The organism is Pseudovibrio sp. FO-BEG1, assembly GCF_000236645.1.
Taxonomy (GTDB): domain Bacteria; phylum Pseudomonadota; class Alphaproteobacteria; order Rhizobiales; family Stappiaceae; genus Pseudovibrio.
The window spans coordinates 24251-41305 of record NC_016642.1; the positions used below are offsets into that span (position 1 = coordinate 24251).

The 17055-nt window shown below is 52.3% G+C and carries 15 protein-coding genes; 9 read left to right on the plus strand and 6 right to left on the minus strand.

The window, feature by feature from the left end:
• Positions 1 to 159: 159 nt before the first annotated feature.
• From secA to PSE_RS00140, 5 genes are all read left to right on the plus strand, one after another.
• Positions 160 to 2946 carry a preprotein translocase subunit SecA gene (secA, locus tag PSE_RS00120; protein WP_014283009.1) on the plus strand — a complete coding sequence of 929 codons (2787 nt, stop codon included), beginning with the start codon at positions 160 to 162 and terminating at the stop codon, positions 2944 to 2946.
• 170 nt (positions 2947 to 3116) lie between these two features.
• Entirely contained in the window at positions 3117 to 3884 is a 768-nt protein-coding gene (locus PSE_RS00125; protein ID WP_208998048.1) for a methyltransferase domain-containing protein, read from the plus strand.
• Positions 3885 to 3982: 98 nt separating this feature from the next.
• A complete protein-coding gene (locus PSE_RS00130; RefSeq protein ID WP_014283011.1) occupies positions 3983 to 4525 on the plus strand; it encodes a PadR family transcriptional regulator in 543 nt (180 codons plus the stop codon).
• A 10-nt stretch (positions 4526 to 4535) separates the two neighbouring features.
• On the plus strand, positions 4536 to 5141 hold the full coding sequence (locus tag PSE_RS00135) for a GyrI-like domain-containing protein (RefSeq protein WP_041767732.1): 606 nt from the start codon (positions 4536 to 4538) through the stop codon (positions 5139 to 5141).
• Between the two features lie 163 nt (positions 5142 to 5304).
• Entirely contained in the window at positions 5305 to 6066 is a 762-nt protein-coding gene (locus PSE_RS00140; RefSeq protein WP_014283013.1) for an SH3 domain-containing protein, read from the plus strand.
• A gap of 69 nt (positions 6067 to 6135) precedes the next feature.
• Here PSE_RS00140 and PSE_RS00145 read toward each other — a convergent pair whose 3' ends face one another.
• Positions 6136 to 6747 carry a L,D-transpeptidase gene (locus tag PSE_RS00145; protein ID WP_041767733.1) on the minus strand — a complete coding sequence of 204 codons (612 nt, stop codon included), beginning with the start codon at positions 6745 to 6747 and terminating at the stop codon, positions 6136 to 6138.
• A 348-nt stretch (positions 6748 to 7095) separates the two neighbouring features.
• On the opposite strand from PSE_RS00145, the gene PSE_RS00150 reads away from it, so the two are divergent.
• Positions 7096 to 7878, plus strand: coding sequence for an alpha/beta fold hydrolase (locus tag PSE_RS00150; RefSeq protein WP_008550137.1), 783 nt, complete (start codon positions 7096 to 7098; stop codon positions 7876 to 7878).
• Positions 7879 to 8064: 186 nt separating this feature from the next.
• On the opposite strand, the gene PSE_RS00155 is transcribed toward PSE_RS00150, so the two are convergent.
• Both PSE_RS00155 and PSE_RS00160 read right to left on the minus strand, forming a co-directional pair.
• Positions 8065 to 9264 (minus strand): NAD(P)/FAD-dependent oxidoreductase, encoded by a 1200-nt coding sequence (locus PSE_RS00155; RefSeq protein WP_014283015.1) that lies wholly within the window; start codon positions 9262 to 9264, stop codon positions 8065 to 8067.
• 154 nt (positions 9265 to 9418) lie between these two features.
• The gene (locus tag PSE_RS00160; protein WP_014283016.1) at positions 9419 to 11449 is read right to left on the minus strand and encodes a methyl-accepting chemotaxis protein; all 2031 of its coding nucleotides are present in this window, start codon (positions 11447 to 11449) and stop codon (positions 9419 to 9421) included.
• Between the two features lie 204 nt (positions 11450 to 11653).
• Between PSE_RS00160 and PSE_RS00165 the strand changes: the two genes are divergently transcribed.
• Positions 11654 to 12487, plus strand: a complete 834-nt coding sequence (locus PSE_RS00165) for a DMT family transporter (protein ID WP_014283017.1) — start codon at positions 11654 to 11656, stop codon at positions 12485 to 12487.
• On the opposite strand, the gene PSE_RS00170 is transcribed toward PSE_RS00165, so the two are convergent.
• On the minus strand, positions 12484 to 13368 hold the full coding sequence (locus PSE_RS00170; protein ID WP_014283018.1) for a YihY/virulence factor BrkB family protein: 885 nt from the start codon (positions 13366 to 13368) through the stop codon (positions 12484 to 12486). The two genes, PSE_RS00165 and PSE_RS00170, sit on opposite strands and share 4 nt — an antisense overlap.
• A 175-nt stretch (positions 13369 to 13543) precedes the next feature.
• On the opposite strand from PSE_RS00170, the gene PSE_RS00175 reads away from it, so the two are divergent.
• Entirely contained in the window at positions 13544 to 15217 is a 1674-nt protein-coding gene (locus PSE_RS00175) for an acyl-CoA dehydrogenase family protein (protein WP_014283019.1), read from the plus strand.
• A 30-nt stretch (positions 15218 to 15247) separates the two neighbouring features.
• On the opposite strand, the gene PSE_RS00180 is transcribed toward PSE_RS00175, so the two are convergent.
• The gene (locus tag PSE_RS00180; RefSeq protein ID WP_083416766.1) at positions 15248 to 15559 is read right to left on the minus strand and encodes a DnaJ family domain-containing protein; all 312 of its coding nucleotides are present in this window, start codon (positions 15557 to 15559) and stop codon (positions 15248 to 15250) included.
• A gap of 237 nt (positions 15560 to 15796) precedes the next feature.
• Here PSE_RS00180 and PSE_RS00185 point away from each other — a divergent pair, with 237 nt between their 5' ends.
• Positions 15797 to 16294 carry a hypothetical protein gene (locus PSE_RS00185; protein WP_148266058.1) on the plus strand — a complete coding sequence of 166 codons (498 nt, stop codon included), beginning with the start codon at positions 15797 to 15799 and terminating at the stop codon, positions 16292 to 16294.
• A gap of 60 nt (positions 16295 to 16354) precedes the next feature.
• Here PSE_RS00185 and thpR read toward each other — a convergent pair whose 3' ends face one another.
• Entirely contained in the window at positions 16355 to 16891 is a 537-nt protein-coding gene (gene thpR / locus PSE_RS00190; RefSeq protein WP_014283022.1) for an RNA 2',3'-cyclic phosphodiesterase, read from the minus strand.
• Between the last annotated feature and the right edge of the window lie 164 nt (positions 16892 to 17055).

Genomic DNA, 17055 nt, shown 5'->3' on the forward strand with positions numbered 1-17055 from the left:
TCTCTCTGTCGCCTGCTTTTTTACGCGCAGGTGCTTAATATGCTGTGACTCATGTCAGAACCACAGAGTTTTGACTGGATAGATCACGAATGTGAAGTTTTTTAGGGCCCGGCCGCGACGTGAAACAACCGGCGCGCCCAACAGAGGAAGGACCGCCACATGGTGGGGCTCGGCGCACTCGCTCGAAAAATATTTGGTTCTGCTAACGACCGTCGGATCAAGACACTCAAGCCTAAAGTAGCTGCTATCAATGCTTTAGAGCCAGAAATGGAAGCTCTGACGGATGATCAGCTGAAAGCCAAAACAGACGAGTTCCGTGAGCAGCTTGCAAATGGCGCAAAGCTGGATGATCTCCTCGTCCCTGCTTTTGCTGTTGTGCGTGAAGCGTCTCGCCGTGTTCTTGGCCTTCGTCAGTACGATGTACAGCTCATCGGCGGCATGGTTCTCCATGCTGGTGAAATCACTGAAATGCGTACCGGTGAAGGTAAAACCCTTGTGGCAACCGCACCAGTATACCTTAACGCATTGAGCGGTAAGGGTGTTCACGTTGTAACCGTGAACGATTACCTCGCTTCTCGTGACGTTGAGTGGATGGGCCAGATCTATCGCTTCCTCGGCCTGACAACCGGTCTCATCGTTCACGGCATTTCCGATGAAGAACGTAAAGCAGCTTATGCCGCTGACGTGACTTACGGTACCAACAACGAATTCGGCTTCGATTACCTTCGTGACAACATGAAGTACGATCGTGAGTCCATGGTGCAGCGTCCGCACCACTTTGCAATCGTGGATGAGGTGGACTCCATTCTCGTCGACGAAGCACGTACACCGCTGATCATCTCCGGTCCTCTGGAAGATCGCACCGATTTCTACAATGCCATCGATGCCTTCATTCCTAAGCTTGTAGATGAAGACTTCGAGATTGATGAGAAAGCTCGCTCCGCTACCTTCACCGAAGCAGGTAACGAGAAGCTGGAGCAACTCTTGTCTGAAGCTGACCTCCTGAAGGGTGATTCGCTTTATGATGTGGAAAACGTCACGGCGGTACACCACCTGCAGCAGGGCCTGAAAGCTCACAAACTATTCCAGCGCGATAAAGACTACATCGTACGCAACGACGAAGTCGTCATCATCGACGAGTTCACCGGTCGTATGATGCCAGGTCGTCGTTTCTCTGAAGGCCTTCACCAGGCTCTGGAAGCAAAAGAAAAAGTTGCAATCCAGCCAGAGAACCAGACCCTCGCGTCCATTACATTCCAGAACTACTTCCGCATGTACGACAAGCTTGCTGGCATGACCGGTACAGCGATGACGGAAGCGGAAGAATTCATGGACATCTACAGCCTGGATGTTGTTGACATTCCAACCAACGTTCCTGTGCAGCGTATTGACGACGACGATGAGGTCTACCGCACCGTCGCTGAGAAATACAACGCGATCATGGAGCTGGTTGACGACTGTCACGAACGCGGTCAGCCGGTTCTGGTTGGCACCACATCCATCGAAAAGTCCGAGCTGTTGGCTGAGCTTCTCATGAAGCATGGGTACAAGCAGATCGACGTTTCTGATCCAAAGGCACTTGCTGACTACGCAAAGTCCGCTGGCAAGCAGAAAGTCTTCGCAGTTCTGAATGCGCGCTACCATGAGCAGGAAGCAAGCATCATCGCACAGGCAGGTGTGCCGGGTGCGGTGACCATCGCAACCAACATGGCAGGCCGTGGCACCGACATTCAGCTCGGTGGTAACGTTGAAATGCGCGTTGCGAATGAGCTTGGTGACATGCCTGAAGGCGCAGAACGCACCGCTAAAGAAGACGCCATCAAGAAAGAAGTTGATGAGCTCAAGCAAAAAGCTCTTCAGGCAGGTGGCCTCTACGTTGTTGCAACCGAGCGCCACGAAAGCCGCCGTATCGACAACCAGCTGCGCGGTCGTTCTGGCCGTCAGGGTGACCCTGGGCACTCCAAGTTCTTCCTGTCTCTGCAGGATGACCTGATGCGCATCTTTGGTTCTGAGCGCATGGATTCCATGCTTCAGAAGCTTGGTCTGCAGGAAGGCGAGGCAATCGTTCACCCTTGGATCAACAAGGCGCTCGAAAAAGCTCAGCAGAAAGTGGAAGCACGCAACTTCGACATTCGTAAGAACCTGCTGAAGTTCGATGACGTGATGAACGACCAGCGTAAAGTGGTCTTCGATCAGCGTCTCGAAATGATGGATCCTGAAGTTACTCAGGAAGCTGTTGCGGAAATGCGCGAAGAGTTCGTTGAAGATCTCGTTGCTGCACACATTCCGGAACGTGCCTACCCAGAACAGTGGGATACTGAAGGCCTGAAGGAAGAAGTCCGCACCAAGCTGAACCTCGATCTGCCAATCGTTGATTGGGCAAACGAGGAAGGCATCGCGGACGAAGAAGTGACCACTCGCCTGAAGAAAGAAGCCAACGAAGTGATGGCTGCAAAGGCTGCAAACTACGGTCCTGACATCATGCGTCAGATCGAGCGTGCAGTTCTGCTTCAGACCATTGATAACCTGTGGCGTGAGCACCTGGCGAACCTTGACCACCTGCGTTCAGCAGTTGGCCTGCGCGGTTACGCTCAGCGTGATCCTCTTCAGGAATACAAGACTGAGTCCTTCACTCTCTTTGAAAACATGCTGAGCACTCTGCGCCAGACCACAACAAGCCAGCTGATGCATGTTGAACTGGTTCAGCAGCAGGCTCCTGAGACACCTCAGATGCCTGCTCACATGGAAGCACATCACACCAATCCACTGACTGGTGAAGATGAAATGGCTGAAGCTGATCGCCAACTGGCAGATGCGCGCGCTGCATCTGCACCAGAAGGACGTGATTCAGAAGACCCTGAAACATGGGGTCGTGTAGGTCGCAACGAGCCTTGCCCATGTGGTTCTGGCAAAAAGTACAAGCATTGCCACGGCGCGCTCGTCTGATCTGGCAATCATTGATTTGAGAAAGGGCTGCTTCGGTGGCCCTTTTTTGTTGCCTCAAGCCACTCAATCTTGCTCCAAGGAAATCTGCACCAGAAAGGTGGGAGTATTCCAAACGCCTGAGAATGCTAATCTACGCGCCTCTCAGCACCAACTTGCAAGATGCGGCAACCATGAACACCACAAGCACGCTCGCCTTTAACAAGGTCCTCCGACAGCTCACTCCCAAAACCAAACTGGAAAAGACACGAGCATCGGTAGAGGAACACCTGGGGCAGCGCATTGAAGCGTTCTATGCGCCAGCCAAGAACAGCTATCTGGCTCAGCTTTGTGATGTCTACGGCAGCGACAAAGGCACCAACTGTCCGGAAACCACTCAGTTCAACTGGGAGCCTCACACCTACACTGACTTCTACAGCATGATCTTTGACCATTGCCGCGACAAGATCACAAACGTGCTGGAGTGCGGCATTGGCACCAACGACACCAGCTGCCTGTCCAACATGGGTAAAGAAGGAAAACCCGGCGCCTCCCTCCGCGTCTGGCGAGATTACTTCCCCAACGCTGAGATCACTGGTGTCGATATCGATGAGAAATGCCTGTTCACCGACAGTCGCATCCAGACCTATCAGGTGGATCAAACCAGTCCCGAAAGCATCGCCAGCTTCAAAAGCAATGCAAAGCCGGAACTTTTTGACCTGATCATTGATGATGGCCTGCATCATTTTGAGGCCGGGGCTGTCTTCTTTGAGAACATCATAGACCTTCTCGCAAGCAACGGTGTCTATATGATTGAAGATGTGAACCGGCACGACATCCATCGCTATGCTGAGTATTTCCAAAAGCGAGAGAACGAGTTCAACTGCCGCTGCCTCCTCCTCTATCGCCAACACGTGAGCCTCCGCGACAACATGCTAGTCATGGTCACCCGCAAACATTAGCAGCTTCCATCTAGCCTCATATCAAAAGCCTAAGATTGACGACTCGAGCACATATATTCTAGTACTAGAATATGATTTTATTCTAAGGCTAGAATAGTATGTCTGAGAGCCTCACTGACAGCGAACTTCTCGTCCTCGGTCTTGTCTCCGAAATGCCTCGCCACGGCTATGAGCTGGAACAGATTATCGAACAGCGCGGCATGCGCGAATGGACGCAAATCGGCTTCTCTTCCATCTACTTCGTTCTCGGCAAACTGGAAAAGAAAGGCCTCATTACGGCTGAAAAGCCAGCTGGTACGAAAGCGAAGAAGAGCTACCTCATGACAGAAGCTGGCCAACAAGCCCTCATCATCCAAACTCTCTCAGCTCTCACCACAGTCCGTCCAACATACTCATCCCTACTCATGGGCATGATCCACTGGCCTGCCCTGCAACGCGAGCAAGCTCTCGACGCCCTAAGCCAGCGCGGCAAGGCAATCCAGGAAGAAATCATCCGAATTGAAGGCATCCAACTAGACCAACAACCCTTGCCCGACCACGTCGATGCCCTCTTCGACTACTCCATCGCTCAGCTCAAATCAGAGGCCGACTGGCTTCAAAAAACTCTGGACTACATGACCTGCAAACCATGGAACACATGAGGACACAGCTATGACGACAACCGATTTCAGAGACAGGCTCTATGAACTATATCGCCCACCAAGCGACCATTTTACGTTTGTCGATGTCCCCGACATGCAGTTCGCCGTGATAGATGGTGATGGCACCCCTGAAGGCGAGGTCTATGCCAAGGCAATCAAATGGCTTTTCACAACAATCTATCCCATCAAACAGGATGCAAAGAAGCGGATGGGAAAACGCTTTGCGGAACCACCTCTGGAATGCTTGTGGTGGGCCGATGATATGAGTGACCTCATCCTTGGAAACAAAGATAAATTGAAATGGCGTTTGATGATCGTTTTACCTCATTGGACCGATGACGCCCTCTTCGCACAAGGCGTTGAAACCGCAGTCGGGAGACTGGGAGAAAAGCCCACAACACTGCGCAGAGAAATCATGACAGAAGGTCGCTCAGTCCAAATCCTGCACAAAGGCCCCTATGAGGAGCTGGAAGAGATCAACACCAAGCTATACCGGGATTTTCTGCCAGAACACGATCTGAAACCCAATGGCTTCCATCATCAGATCTATCTGGATGACCCCACTCGAACCGCCTCACGAAAGAGAAAGACCCTCATCAGACAGCCAGTAGTTTGAGGCACAAGCTCGGCGCAGAGCAGAAAACAACCAGTCAATCTCCCCTAAGAGCTTCAGTAGAACCGCACAACACAACTTAAGATTTCCTAGGCGAAACTTTGCTAGGCTCCTGCGAAAACAAAAGAATGGCAGCGTCCCCAACCGCAGCCATCAGGAGCAAGAGATGGCCCCAACTGTCTTAAAAAATGCATCCCGCCAGTTTCTAACACTCATGTTAGTGAGTGGGTTTTCAATAAGCGCACTCATTCTATCGGCTGCAGCTCAATCAGATACCTCAGATGATCAGGAGCAGGATCAGGTTCCTTCTTCCGACACGAGCTCAGACCAGTCCGGTACCGACCAATCCCAACAGGTCCATCCCGGTTACTACAGTCAGGTGGACCAAAGCCTCGGCGCCCTGCTCTCGATCTACGATGCGCCCTCTGAAGAAGCAGCAGTCATCGTGCAGTTGCCCGGCGATACAATCCTGAACTCCAGTGGTGAGGAAAAACAGATTGACGACACACGCTGGCAGCATGTCAGCATCGGAGAGATTGAAGGCTGGGTCCATGCAGACAAACTGAAAGCTGCGGTCCCCGTTCCATTCTCAGGCACAGATCTGCCTGTTCTCGGCGTATGCGGCGGGACAGAACCATCCTGGAGCATCGAGTGGAACTCCAATGTCGTAACCTACTCCAACATCATCGGCCTGCTCCACCGCGTCCCGTTCCAGTCTGTCACTGCAGAAAATGACAAAAACGCCACACTTTTAAAAGCAGGCGACAAAGGCATCGAGCTACAGATGACCATCACCGAAAAGCAGTGCACTTTCACGCCATTGGACTCATTCGTCTGGGGCGAAGCCGTTGCCACTGTTACACAGCCGGGACAAAAGCCCGTTACTCTCCAAGGCTGCTGTCGCCCCGTTTCAGATGGTTACAAGTAACCAAGTTAACCAGCCCAACAAAAAACCCGGGTCACCCCGGGTTTCATTCACTTCACATGTCACTCGTGATCAGTTCACGATAACCTTAGCGCCAATGTCCACCTGCTCATACAGGTAGGAAACATCTTCGTTGAACATACGGATGCAGCCTGAAGATACCGCGTGGCCGATGCTCCAATCTTCGGTAGTACCGTGAATACGATAGATCGTAGCGCCTAGGTAAAGCGCACGTGCACCCAGTGGATTGTCTGGACCACCCTTCATGTAACGCGGCAGAATGCGACCCTTTTTCGCTTCACGACGGCGCATTTCTTCTGGCGGAGTCCAGCCCGGCCACTTCGCTTTACGGGTGATACGCTCAGTACCATTCCACTCAAAACCTTCACGACCAACGCCGATGCCATAGCGCATCGCTTTGCCGTTGTCCTGTACGTGGTAGAGATAGCGCTTGTCGGTATCAATAATGATGGTACCTGGCTTCTCATTTGTGCGGTAGGTAATCAGCTTGCGCTTATATTTACGGCGCGCAGAGCTGGATGCCATGGCAGGAGTATCCGGGAAGATGTCCCATTGGCGTGTCTCTGGATTCCACAGCTTGCCCGCGCTTGCTGGTGCCACGAATACAAAGCTAACCAACGTACAAATGACAGCAAATATTCCCTTGCGAAGATGTCCTCGCATCGTCACCCCCTGAAATTGGCAGTAGTCCCTAACCCTGCGGGACTTGTCGAATTTTAAAAATGAATCAGCACCGAGAAAGAATAAACTCTACCAAAAATTTTCTCGGCCCTCTGAGCTTCCATATGTTTCAAACTGAGACTGATTATCAACATCTGATAATCGATATCCAAGCAAAACCTCATTTCCGCGGGTCAATTGTTTCACTTTTTTGAAATTTCGCGAGGCCGAGCAAAATTTTCATCCAAACTCATCAGTCCTTATGCTGATAAAAAAATCCTGCCTTAGCCTAAGTCACAGGTAAACCTCCGAATGAAAGGGGCATATAATACGCTTAATGGGAGGCCTTATATGAATATCGATAGTATCCAAGATGTAACCTGCCTGCCTTTCACGGCCTTTGGTCCTGAAAGCGCAGAACCAATTATTTTCATCCATGGCTTTGGCGGTGACGCCAGCACATGGCGCAATATTCAAGTCCAATTAGAAAACAAACGCCGCACGATAGCCTTCGATCTGCCGGCCCACGGTCGCGCACTTGCAGACTTTGAACCGTGTAACGCTGTTGGCTCTGCCAAAGCTGTCGTGAAGTCTCTTGATGCATTGAAGCTCGATCGTGTCCATTTGGTTGGCCATAGCATGGGCGGCGCAATCGCAGCGCTGATTGCTATGCGCAGTCCAGAACGCATCGCAAGCCTCACCCTATTGGCCCCAGGTGGTTTCGGTCCGGAAATCAACGCCAAACTTCTACGCCGCTACGCAGTCGGGCAAACCGAAGCAGAACAACAGGTGTTGCTGGAGCAGTTCGTTGGTCTTGAGTTCGAGCTTCCTAGAAAACTGGCCGATTACGTTGCCACCCAACGTTCAACTCCAGGCGCAGCTGAAGCACTGAAAGCGGTTTCCGGGCTTATTCTGGAAGGTGAAAGCCAAGGCGTACTGCCAACAGACAAGCTGGGCGAGCTACCGATGCCAATCAAAGTGGTGTGGGGCACACAGGACAAGATCCTGCCAACACGCCAATGCCACAAACTGCCAGGCCCAATCGCCTGCCACGTCTTCGATCGTGTTGGTCACATGGTCCATATGGAGATCCCTCAGGAAGTAATCCGGCTTATTCTGGAAAACACGCGCTAAAGCGCGTTCCGTTTGATTGAACTCAATCAAACGACAAGAGTTCGCTCAACTAATAAAGTTAGAGCATGATGAGTGAATGCGAATGAACGCGGGCATGCTCTAACAAAAAGCCCCCATTGAAGATGGAGGCTTCGCTCATCAATCAGCGTGCCGGAAAATCTCTGGCACGCTTTTCTGTTTCTGAACTCATGCAGGCGGAAGCAGGCCTTCCTTCCACTCCTGCCCAATCACGCGACGTGCCATCATATGTGAGCGTGGGTGATTGATGCTATCAACTGCAATCAGCTTGCCCTTCTCCAGATACGCCACATAGAAGCTGTCAGCACTGGTATCGCCAACCAGCACAGCCTCGTCATACCCATTGGAAAGACCAGCAATCTGCAGTTTAATGTGATGTTGATCGGACCAGAACCACGGCAGTGGATCATAATCATGGCTATGGTCATTTGCAGGATCCGTCAGGGCAACCGCAACAGCCTTCGCCTGATCAATCGCATTCTGCACGCTCTCCAGCCGAATGCTTCTACCATACCGCTCTGAGAAGAAGCGCACACAATCACCGCACGCATAAACATCTTCATGAGATGTCTGCCCTGCCCCATCAACGAGAATGCCATCATCCACATCAAGGCCAGCAGCAGCAGCAAGTTCAGAGTTTGGAACAGCACCGACGGCAGAAAGCACCAGATCACATGGCAGCTCGGTACCATCAGCAAGCTTTACACCTGTAACCTTGCCGTCTTCGCCTTCAATGCTGGTCACACCAGTTCCGCAATGCAGTTCAGCACCACGGCCGGCATGCAAGTTATGGAAGAAAGAGGATACATCCGGTGAAACCACACGCTTCAACAAACGCTCTTGCGCTTCCAGCACAACAACATCCAGCCCCATGCCTTTTGCAACAGCAGTTACTTCAAGGCCGATGTAACCACCGCCGATAACAACCAGTTTCTTACCAGGAACAAACAGCTTCTTAATCAGCTCAACATCACCGATGGAGCGCAGCGTCACAACGCCTTCCAGATCAGCACCCGGCAGAGGCAGGTCGCGAGCACGGGTTCCGGTTGCCAGTAGTAGCTTATCCCAGGTTACCGCTTCACCACTCGCCAGACTGACGCTCTTGTTTTCCAGATCAATACGATCAACCTGCGCATTCAGCTTCAGGTCAATGTTGTTCATCTCATAAAACGCTTCGGGGCGAATGAACAGCGCATCCGGCTCCACCTCACCACTCAGAAACTTCTTGGAAAGCGGCGGGCGTTGATAAGGTGGCTGCGGCTCGTTGCCAAGCATCACGAGCTCACCTTCATATCCCTTTTGTCGAAGAGTTTGCGCGGCCTGCACACCTGCCTGTCCAGCGCCCACCACAACAATCTTATTTATCATTCTCAAAACCCGTATTAGCCGCAGAAAGACAGCACCTCACAGTCGTGCTGCTTGCTTTTCTCAACAAACCCGTACCGCAACAGCAATGTGGCGCTTAGCTCCGGCAAACACCAGAGGCAAGCGCCACATTTAAAATGATAATTTGTGAAGATCTTTAGGCAGCACGCACTTTTTCAAGGAATGCACCAACAGTGTTGTTGATGTGGTCTGCCTGACGAGAAAGCGCATCCGCCAGATCAGAGACCGTACCGCCGGTGCTGCGTGCGTTATCAGAGGCATTTTCAACCATCTGCATCGCATTGGCACCTTGCTGAGAGCTCTGCGTCGCATTCGCCACATTCTCGGTGATCGCCTGAATAGCTGCATTCTGCTGTTCAACAGAAGCAGCAACCGCAGAAGCAATCTGGCTCATCTCATGAATAACATCACTCACATCACCAATTGCGCCTACAGCCTCCGTAGAGGCTTCCTGAATGGACCCAACCTGCTGTGCAATCTCTTCCGTTGCCTGTGAGGTCTGGTTCGCCAGCATCTTCACTTCAGAGGCCACCACCGCAAAGCCTTTGCCATGCTCACCTGCACGCGCCGCTTCAATGGTCGCATTAAGCGCGAGAAGGTTGGTCTGGTTTGCAATGTCACGAATAAGGCCAACTGCGTCACCAATACGGTTGGCCGCATCACTCAACAGACTCATAGTCTCAGCAGTTGCCTTGGAACCTTCAACAGCACGGTCTGCAACACGGGTCGACTGCTCAGCCTGCCCGGCAATCTCGTTGATGGACATAGCCAGTTCTTCAGTCGCAGCGGACGCACTGGAAACATTCTCCGCAGCATTTTCAACCGCACGACCAGCAGACTCAGCTTCCTTCGAAACATTGTCGGCAGCAGATCCCACATCATTAGAAGCTTCACCCAGACCATCAGCAGCGCTGTGCAAGCTGTTCAGGGCCTCAGCAACGGTCTGTTCAAAGCCCATAATGAGCGTATCAACCTGCTCGGCACGTGCCTGCTTTTCAGAGTTTTCATGATCCTGCTGCTCACGCAGCTTACGGCGTTCTTCGATATTGTCTCGGAACACCTGCAGCGTCTGCGCCATCGCAGAGATTTCCTTGCCGCCTTTATTGAGCGGAATAACAGCAGAAAGATCGTTCTTTGCCAACAACGCCATGGCATTACGCAGCGCATTCAGGTTGCGCAGAATGCCGAAAATCAGCAGCGAGCCGAGAATAAACAGCGTCAGCGCAATACCACCGACAGCCAGGCCCAGATAAAGGTTGGTCTGCTGGGTCGTCGCGGTCAGACGCGCCTGCGCATCACTGGCGCCCTGTACAGCAGAGTTCTTCAAATCATTCAGGCGCGGCGGCAGAAGATCGAACAGGTTCGCCAACAGCTCTGAGCTGGTTGCCCGCTTGTCATAAGCCTTGGTGTATGCCTCAAATGCCTTTTTATAGGCCGCCATGTTGGTTTTGACCTTCTCGGCCACAGCCGGGTCAATCTGCGCTCGGGGAATGGTGCGCTCATAGCGGGAGAACGCCACTTCAAAAGCGCCCTGAGAGTTCTGGCTCCCAGTGATCGCATAATCCAGCTGTGCACGTGCCAGATCACTAAACGTATGCATCAACTTCAGCGTATTGGGGTCTTTGCTGCGTCGATGTTTCTGTTTAACCGCGGCTTCTGCCTGTGAAAGGCTAGCGGAAAGTTCCTTTTGCAAACCTCGGTCTGCATCGTAGCCAAGCGTGGACTGATAGCCGTGCAGCATCTCAAATGCGCCGCTGATCGCATCAATCGTGTCGCGCGCATCAGAAATTTCAAGGAAGTAATCCATGGCAACAGGAAGTGCATTCAGCTCCTGCAGTTCTTTCTGCGCCTCACCTACGAGCTCGTCGAATCGGCTCTTCAGGCTATCGCTCGGCACATTTTCATAATCTTTTTGGGTGGATTGCAGGACGCCCGCCGTAATGGCAATTGCCTGACTCAACTCAGCAAGCTCGGTGTAATCCTTGGACTGCTGGAAGGCGGCTTCCGTTTGCTGCTGGCCCCAAAGATAAACCAGCCCAACACCACCGAAACCGATAAGTGTCAGAATACCCAGTGTAATTGCCCGAAACCGAATACTTGCATTCCGGGTGGACGAGAAAAATCTATTTCCCGTAGATGAAATAGCCCGCTTCCAATCTACTCGCATCGGAGACCCCTGTACCGATAAAATTACTAATAGTATTTTTAATTATTACTCACAGGTATAGGTTCAAATCGTTTAAAGATTACAAATAATGCATCGCACAAATGATTTTGTTGCTCATCCCACCCAGCGTCATGTGCCAAAGACGCTTAAAAATAAGACACACCATTGCTCTCATTCACTAAGCTAGTTCCCATTATTTTCGTTTTGCTCTGGTCGACGGGTTTCATCGGCGCACGCCTTGGTGCCCCTTATTCTGAGCCCTTTGCCTTTCTCAGCATGCGCTTTTTGTTGGTTTTGCCGCTGATGGGCATCATCGTCTGGCTCTCCGGCAGAAGCTTCGCCCTCACCCGCAGCCAGATCATCCACGCCGTCATCACCGGCATGTTAGTGCATGGCGCATATCTCTCTGGCGTATTCTGGGCCATCGACAATGGCATGCCAGCTGGCGTCACAGCGCTCATCACCGGCCTGCAACCCTTTATCACCGGCACCCTCGCTTATTTTCTGCTGAAGGAAGATGTCACCCCACGCCAATGGGCAGGCCTCGCCGCTGGTTTTGTTGGCATCGTGCTCGTCATCCTGCCAAAGCTGGGAAGCGGTGTCGCGCAAATCCCTCTCTGGACGGTTCCGGCAGCCTTCGCAGCCACCCTCGGCATTGCCTTCGGCACCACATGGCAGAAACGCCAGCCTATGAACACCGATCTAGTTACGGGCACTTTCTACCAGTACTTCGGTGCACTTCTCGTCACACTGCCACTTTCCATGACAGAGAGCTGGGAGATCACGTGGTCCGGAGATCTCATCTTCGCGCTGGCTTGGTTGGTGATCGTGCTCTCAGTAGGCGCTGTGCTGCTGCTCATGTACCTGCTCCAGCATGGTGCAGCCTCCACCACGGCAACTCTGTTCTATCTCACGCCTGTTGCAGCAGCTATTGAGAGCTACTTCCTCTTCGGAGAAACGCTCAACGCGATACAGTTGGTAGGTATGGCAATTGTCGTGGTCGCAATCGCGGTGTGTCGGCCAAAGCAGAAAGCTTAGTTCTCGTCCTCAAAGCAAGGACCACCCTCAACGCGCTGGTTCACACGACGCACCCGCATAAGAGCTGCATTGAACTCACCACCCAGAATAAAGATGACGGCTGTCAGATACATGAAGATGATAGCCGTCATGATACCAGCCAGACCGGCATACAAAGACACGTAGTTCGCCCACCGTGCCAGATAAGCACCGAATGCCGTACCTGCCACGATCCAGAGGATCATCGTCAAGGCAATCCCCGGCAACACTTCAAGGAAGCGGCGGCGACCAGCCGGCAGATACATATGCGCAGCCAGCAAGGCAAACAGCAGCAGTAAAGATGTGATACCATAGCGAACGATATTCGCCTTGTAGCTGAACTGCTCCATCACCGGCGCCAAATGCACGGCCCATTCCCACGCCAGAGGTCCGAAGACGATCAGGAAGGTGGAAACCATCAGAACAGCCGTACCAATTAGCACCGCGAGGATGGACTGTGTCCGGCAGAAAAACCAGCTGCGGTTATCTCGTACACGATAGGCACGGTTCAACCCAACCCGCATCGCTTCAACGCCGTTGGAGGAAAACCACAGCGTGACAACCACACCAAAGGTCAGCAAGTCCCCACGCGGCTGGGTCAGAACAGCTTTGATCTCACCAGACACCGGCCCTGCCACGCGCTCAGGCCATACATCAAAGATCAGCTCTGTCGCACTTTGTGCAACTGAGTTCAGTCCAAGAAAACCAGAGAACGCTGCGACAAAAATCAGGAAGGGAAACAGAGCCATCAAAGATGACAAAGCCACATGGCTGGCGACAGCATAGCCATCATCAGAGTTGAAATGCCCCAGAGCATCTGCAAGCACCTGATACGATTTTCCCCAAAGGCCGCGTTTCTTCATAAAACTGATCTGGTCTGTCTCTTCGTGAGTTTCAAGTTAGATAATAGGCCCGACTTCAAGAAATATTCATGAAGAAAGCTCCCACCTTTAGGGCATTGCACAAATACACATCCCATTTAAGTTTGCAGTGCACAATGACCGAATGGATTGAGGGAGGCAAGCTGTGTCGGAAACGGTGAATACACTAGAACAAGCAGACGCACCATCTAAAGAAACCCGTGCTCTGGCGCTTAAATCACTTGAAGCCCTGCTGGGTATCGCACGCAAAAACGTAAAACATCGCGTACTCAAAGATGGAAGAATTGCCTCCGCGCTCATGGAGCAGGAACAGCGCGCCACTCATGGTCTGGCATGGCTCGCAACCTACGTTGAAGCACTCAAGCAGCTCAACGCCTATGGGGAGCGACTGGCAACGGAAGGCACCTTCGGTGAAGTGGAAAGCCTGATCCTGCGCATCGGCTTTGCAGAATACACTGCTCAAGTCTTTGGCGGCCTGCCAATGAGCCAGGGCGAGATCCTGCGTTTGTCAGACCTCGGTATCAGCCGACAGGAAGCCAACAGTCATCACACAGATGCAGTGGAAGCCGTAATCGCAGACGGTTCACAACCAGCCCTGCGCACGCGTCTTGCTGAACTCATGCAGCACGCAGAAGGCAAGTCCACTATCGGAGCAACCGGTCTGGATGAGACCTACGAGCAAATTCGTGAGGAAATGCGCAAATTTGCTGAAGCTAAGGTCACCCCGTTTGCGCACGAATGGCATCTGAAAAACGAATACATCCCGCTCGAGATCATCAGCGAAATGGCTGAGATGGGCGTGTTTGGCCTCACCATTCCTGAAGAGTTCGGCGGCATGGGCCTCGGCAAAGAGTCTATGTGTGTGGTTTCAGAAGAGCTTTCCCGCGCCTACATCGGCGTCGGCTCTCTCGGCACCCGCTCCGAAATCGCGGCAGAACTCATTCTCGGCGGTGGTACTGAGGAGCAAAAAGCCAAGTGGCTGCCACGCATTGCATCCGGCGAAACCCTGCCAACAGCCGTGTTCACTGAACCAAACACAGGTTCCGACCTGGCATCACTCAAGACGCGTGCTGTGAAAGAAGGCGACACGTGGAAGGTCTACGGCAATAAAACCTGGATCACACACCCGGTCCGCGCCGACATCATGACTCTGCTCACCCGCACGAAACCCGAAGAGCCTGGCTACAAAGGCCTCTCCATGTTCATCGCCGAAAAGCCACGTGGGTCAGACGAAGAGCCATTCCCAGCAGAAGGCATGTCTGGCGGTGAGATCGAAGTGCTCGGCTATCGCGGCATGAAGGAATACGAAATCGCGTTCGACGGGTTCGAAGTTAAAGATGAGAACCTACTAGGTCAGGTGGAAGGTCAGGGCTTCAAGCAGCTCATGCAAACTTTCGAGTCCGCCCGCATTCAGACAGCTGCTCGCGCAATCGGCGTTGCTCAGTGCGCTTTGGATCTCGGCCTGCGATACGCTCAGGAGCGTATCCAGTTTGGCAAGTCTCTGATCAACTTCCCGCGTGTATCCGACAAGCTGGCCATCATCGCCTGCGAAACTATGATTGCTCGCCAGCTCACCTACTTCTCCGCTTGGGAGAAAGATAGTGGCCGACGTTGTGATTTGGAAGCAGGCATGGCGAAGCTGCTCGGCGCGCGCGTAGCCTGGGCAGCAGCAGACAATGCCCTGCAAATCCACGGCGGCAACGGCTTTGCACAGGAATACCCGATTTCTCGCGTACTCTGCGATGCACGTATTCTCTCAATCTTTGAGGGTGCAGCTGAAATTCAGGCGCAGGTCATCGCTCGTCGTCTGCTGGACGAAACTGAGCTGTAAGACCTGCTCTAACCAAATAGGGAAGCGCGATTATTTGCGTCGCGCTTCTTCATAAACAGAAAGTTCAAGGCGCTTATCCATGAGCGCCTTTCTTATTTCAAAACGCTCGTCACTTTTGGTCGTGGTTTTAAGCTGGTCTTCCAATGTGGAGATCTCACGACGCAGCGTCAATTCTCCCTGAATGCTACCACCAGCCCCATTCACAACACTCATTTGCGCACTACGAGCAAAGTTTGTCCCGGACCTTCTGGGGATTGGTTTTCCCTCACCTTCAAGGTGATCCATAGAACCATTCATCTGTGATCGGCGTATTTGTTGCTCGATTAGTCGATCTATTCCCATAAAACAGACCTCTATCCTTTGTTTTTATTAGAGCATTCTGTCCGAACACTGTGGCTGCAAAGTGGTCATTTGCAATTTTTCTTAATTTTATCGATGAATGCAATTAACTCACGGTCACACTAAATTATCGATTTTAACTTTATGGTAACAAATACACCATCCATAGTTGCATTATGCAATTTACACGCTACATTTTAGTTAAATTTTTATTTAATTTATATCGAAATGGAGAGCGCGATGTTGCGGCCTCTTATTGTTGCAGGTTGTTTCTTAGGGTCAGCATTAGTTTTAGCTGGCAGCACCTGGGCACTCACACAAACCCGTGCGACAGGCCCCGGCCTCACCCAGATCAGCGCCCCTTCTAAAAATGCATTGAAGCCGATTACGGGCGATAGCAAACTAAAACCCTATCCGGCCAAGTCTGCTTTGAAGCCACTGAAAGCTAAATCCAAGCTGGTGCGCTATGAGCCAAAATCCAAGCTCATCCGCTATCCAGTCAAAACAGTTAGTAAGACGATTCCGCCCCAACCGAAGTCACTGACCTACGCGCATGTGACAGGTGTTCTCAGCTATATTCCACGCGAGGAACTGGACGAGCTCCTAGCCTTCCTCAACAAGGACATCTACCAGCTCACACAAACACACTCAGCTGCAGGGCTGGTGCATCAGACCTCGTGGCGGCTGGAACAGCAAGGCGACCAGATGATGGAGAAGGTCTCCTCCTACCTGCCATAAACAGCTCATTTGCAGAGGCAAGCAACACCGGCACGCCTCTTCGCTTGTGCGCCAACTGCATCAAGCAGCCAGCGGATAGCTCTCCTCCACCAGATACGGTCCGCCACCCACTGCCGCTTTCGCGGAGTAGAGCACAAACCGCCCAGCGGTAAACGCAGGCGCAGAGAACTCACCACGCATCTCAAGCCAATGCGCCAGTTCTCCGGCTGAAGTTCCCCTCAATCGAGCCAAAGTCACATGCGGTGTGTACTTGCGACGTTCCGCTTGTAGGCCGAGACGTTGCAAAATACGCTCTTGCTCCGCTTGCAACTCTGCAAGTTCTTGAGTCGGCTCTACACGCGCCCAAAGTGCATGAGGCTTGCTTCCCCCAAACGTTCCAAGCCCGGTCAGCTTGATCGTCAGCGGTGCGCGATGAACCCGCGCCAGCTCATAGGCAACTTCATCGGCAATGCGATCATCGATGTCGCCAATAAATCGCAATGTGATGTGGTAGTTTTCGGGGTCGACCCAACGAGCGCCGCGCAGTCCTCCGCGCATGAGGCTCAACATCATCCCGGTGCTCGATGGCAGCTCAAGGCCAGTAAAAAGACGAGGCATATCAGGACCCTCCGCTAATGCAGATGATAAATTAGCTCACGTTTAGCGCCAGAGTACAAGCAGAAAATCACAGCTCTACGAACATCAGGGGATTTTCTATCCAACCCCATTCACAAAAAAGCCGGAGCCCCTCACAGGCTCCGGCTTCCTATTAATCGTCAGAG

What these genes read in the sequence shown, in the direction of transcription:
- secA (WP_014283009.1), top strand. Translation starts at nt 160, where the DNA reads ATGGTGGGGCTCGGCGCACTCGCTCGAAAAATATTTGGTTCTGCTAAC.
- PSE_RS00125 (WP_208998048.1), top strand. Translation starts at nt 3,117, where the DNA reads ATGAACACCACAAGCACGCTCGCCTTTAACAAGGTCCTCCGACAGCTC.
- PSE_RS00130 (WP_014283011.1), top strand. Translation starts at nt 3,983, where the DNA reads ATGTCTGAGAGCCTCACTGACAGCGAACTTCTCGTCCTCGGTCTTGTC.
- PSE_RS00135 (WP_041767732.1), top strand. Translation starts at nt 4,536, where the DNA reads ATGACGACAACCGATTTCAGAGACAGGCTCTATGAACTATATCGCCCA.
- PSE_RS00140 (WP_014283013.1), top strand. Translation starts at nt 5,305, where the DNA reads ATGGCCCCAACTGTCTTAAAAAATGCATCCCGCCAGTTTCTAACACTC.
- PSE_RS00145 (WP_041767733.1), bottom strand. Translation starts at nt 6,747, where the DNA reads ATGCGAGGACATCTTCGCAAGGGAATATTTGCTGTCATTTGTACGTTG.
- PSE_RS00150 (WP_008550137.1), top strand. Translation starts at nt 7,096, where the DNA reads ATGAATATCGATAGTATCCAAGATGTAACCTGCCTGCCTTTCACGGCC.
- PSE_RS00155 (WP_014283015.1), bottom strand. Translation starts at nt 9,264, where the DNA reads ATGATAAATAAGATTGTTGTGGTGGGCGCTGGACAGGCAGGTGTGCAG.
- PSE_RS00160 (WP_014283016.1), bottom strand. Translation starts at nt 11,449, where the DNA reads ATGCGAGTAGATTGGAAGCGGGCTATTTCATCTACGGGAAATAGATTT.
- PSE_RS00170 (WP_014283018.1), bottom strand. Translation starts at nt 13,368, where the DNA reads ATGAAGAAACGCGGCCTTTGGGGAAAATCGTATCAGGTGCTTGCAGAT.
- PSE_RS00180 (WP_083416766.1), bottom strand. Translation starts at nt 15,559, where the DNA reads ATGGGAATAGATCGACTAATCGAGCAACAAATACGCCGATCACAGATG.
- PSE_RS00185 (WP_148266058.1), top strand. Translation starts at nt 15,797, where the DNA reads ATGTTGCGGCCTCTTATTGTTGCAGGTTGTTTCTTAGGGTCAGCATTA.
- thpR (WP_014283022.1), bottom strand. Translation starts at nt 16,891, where the DNA reads ATGCCTCGTCTTTTTACTGGCCTTGAGCTGCCATCGAGCACCGGGATG.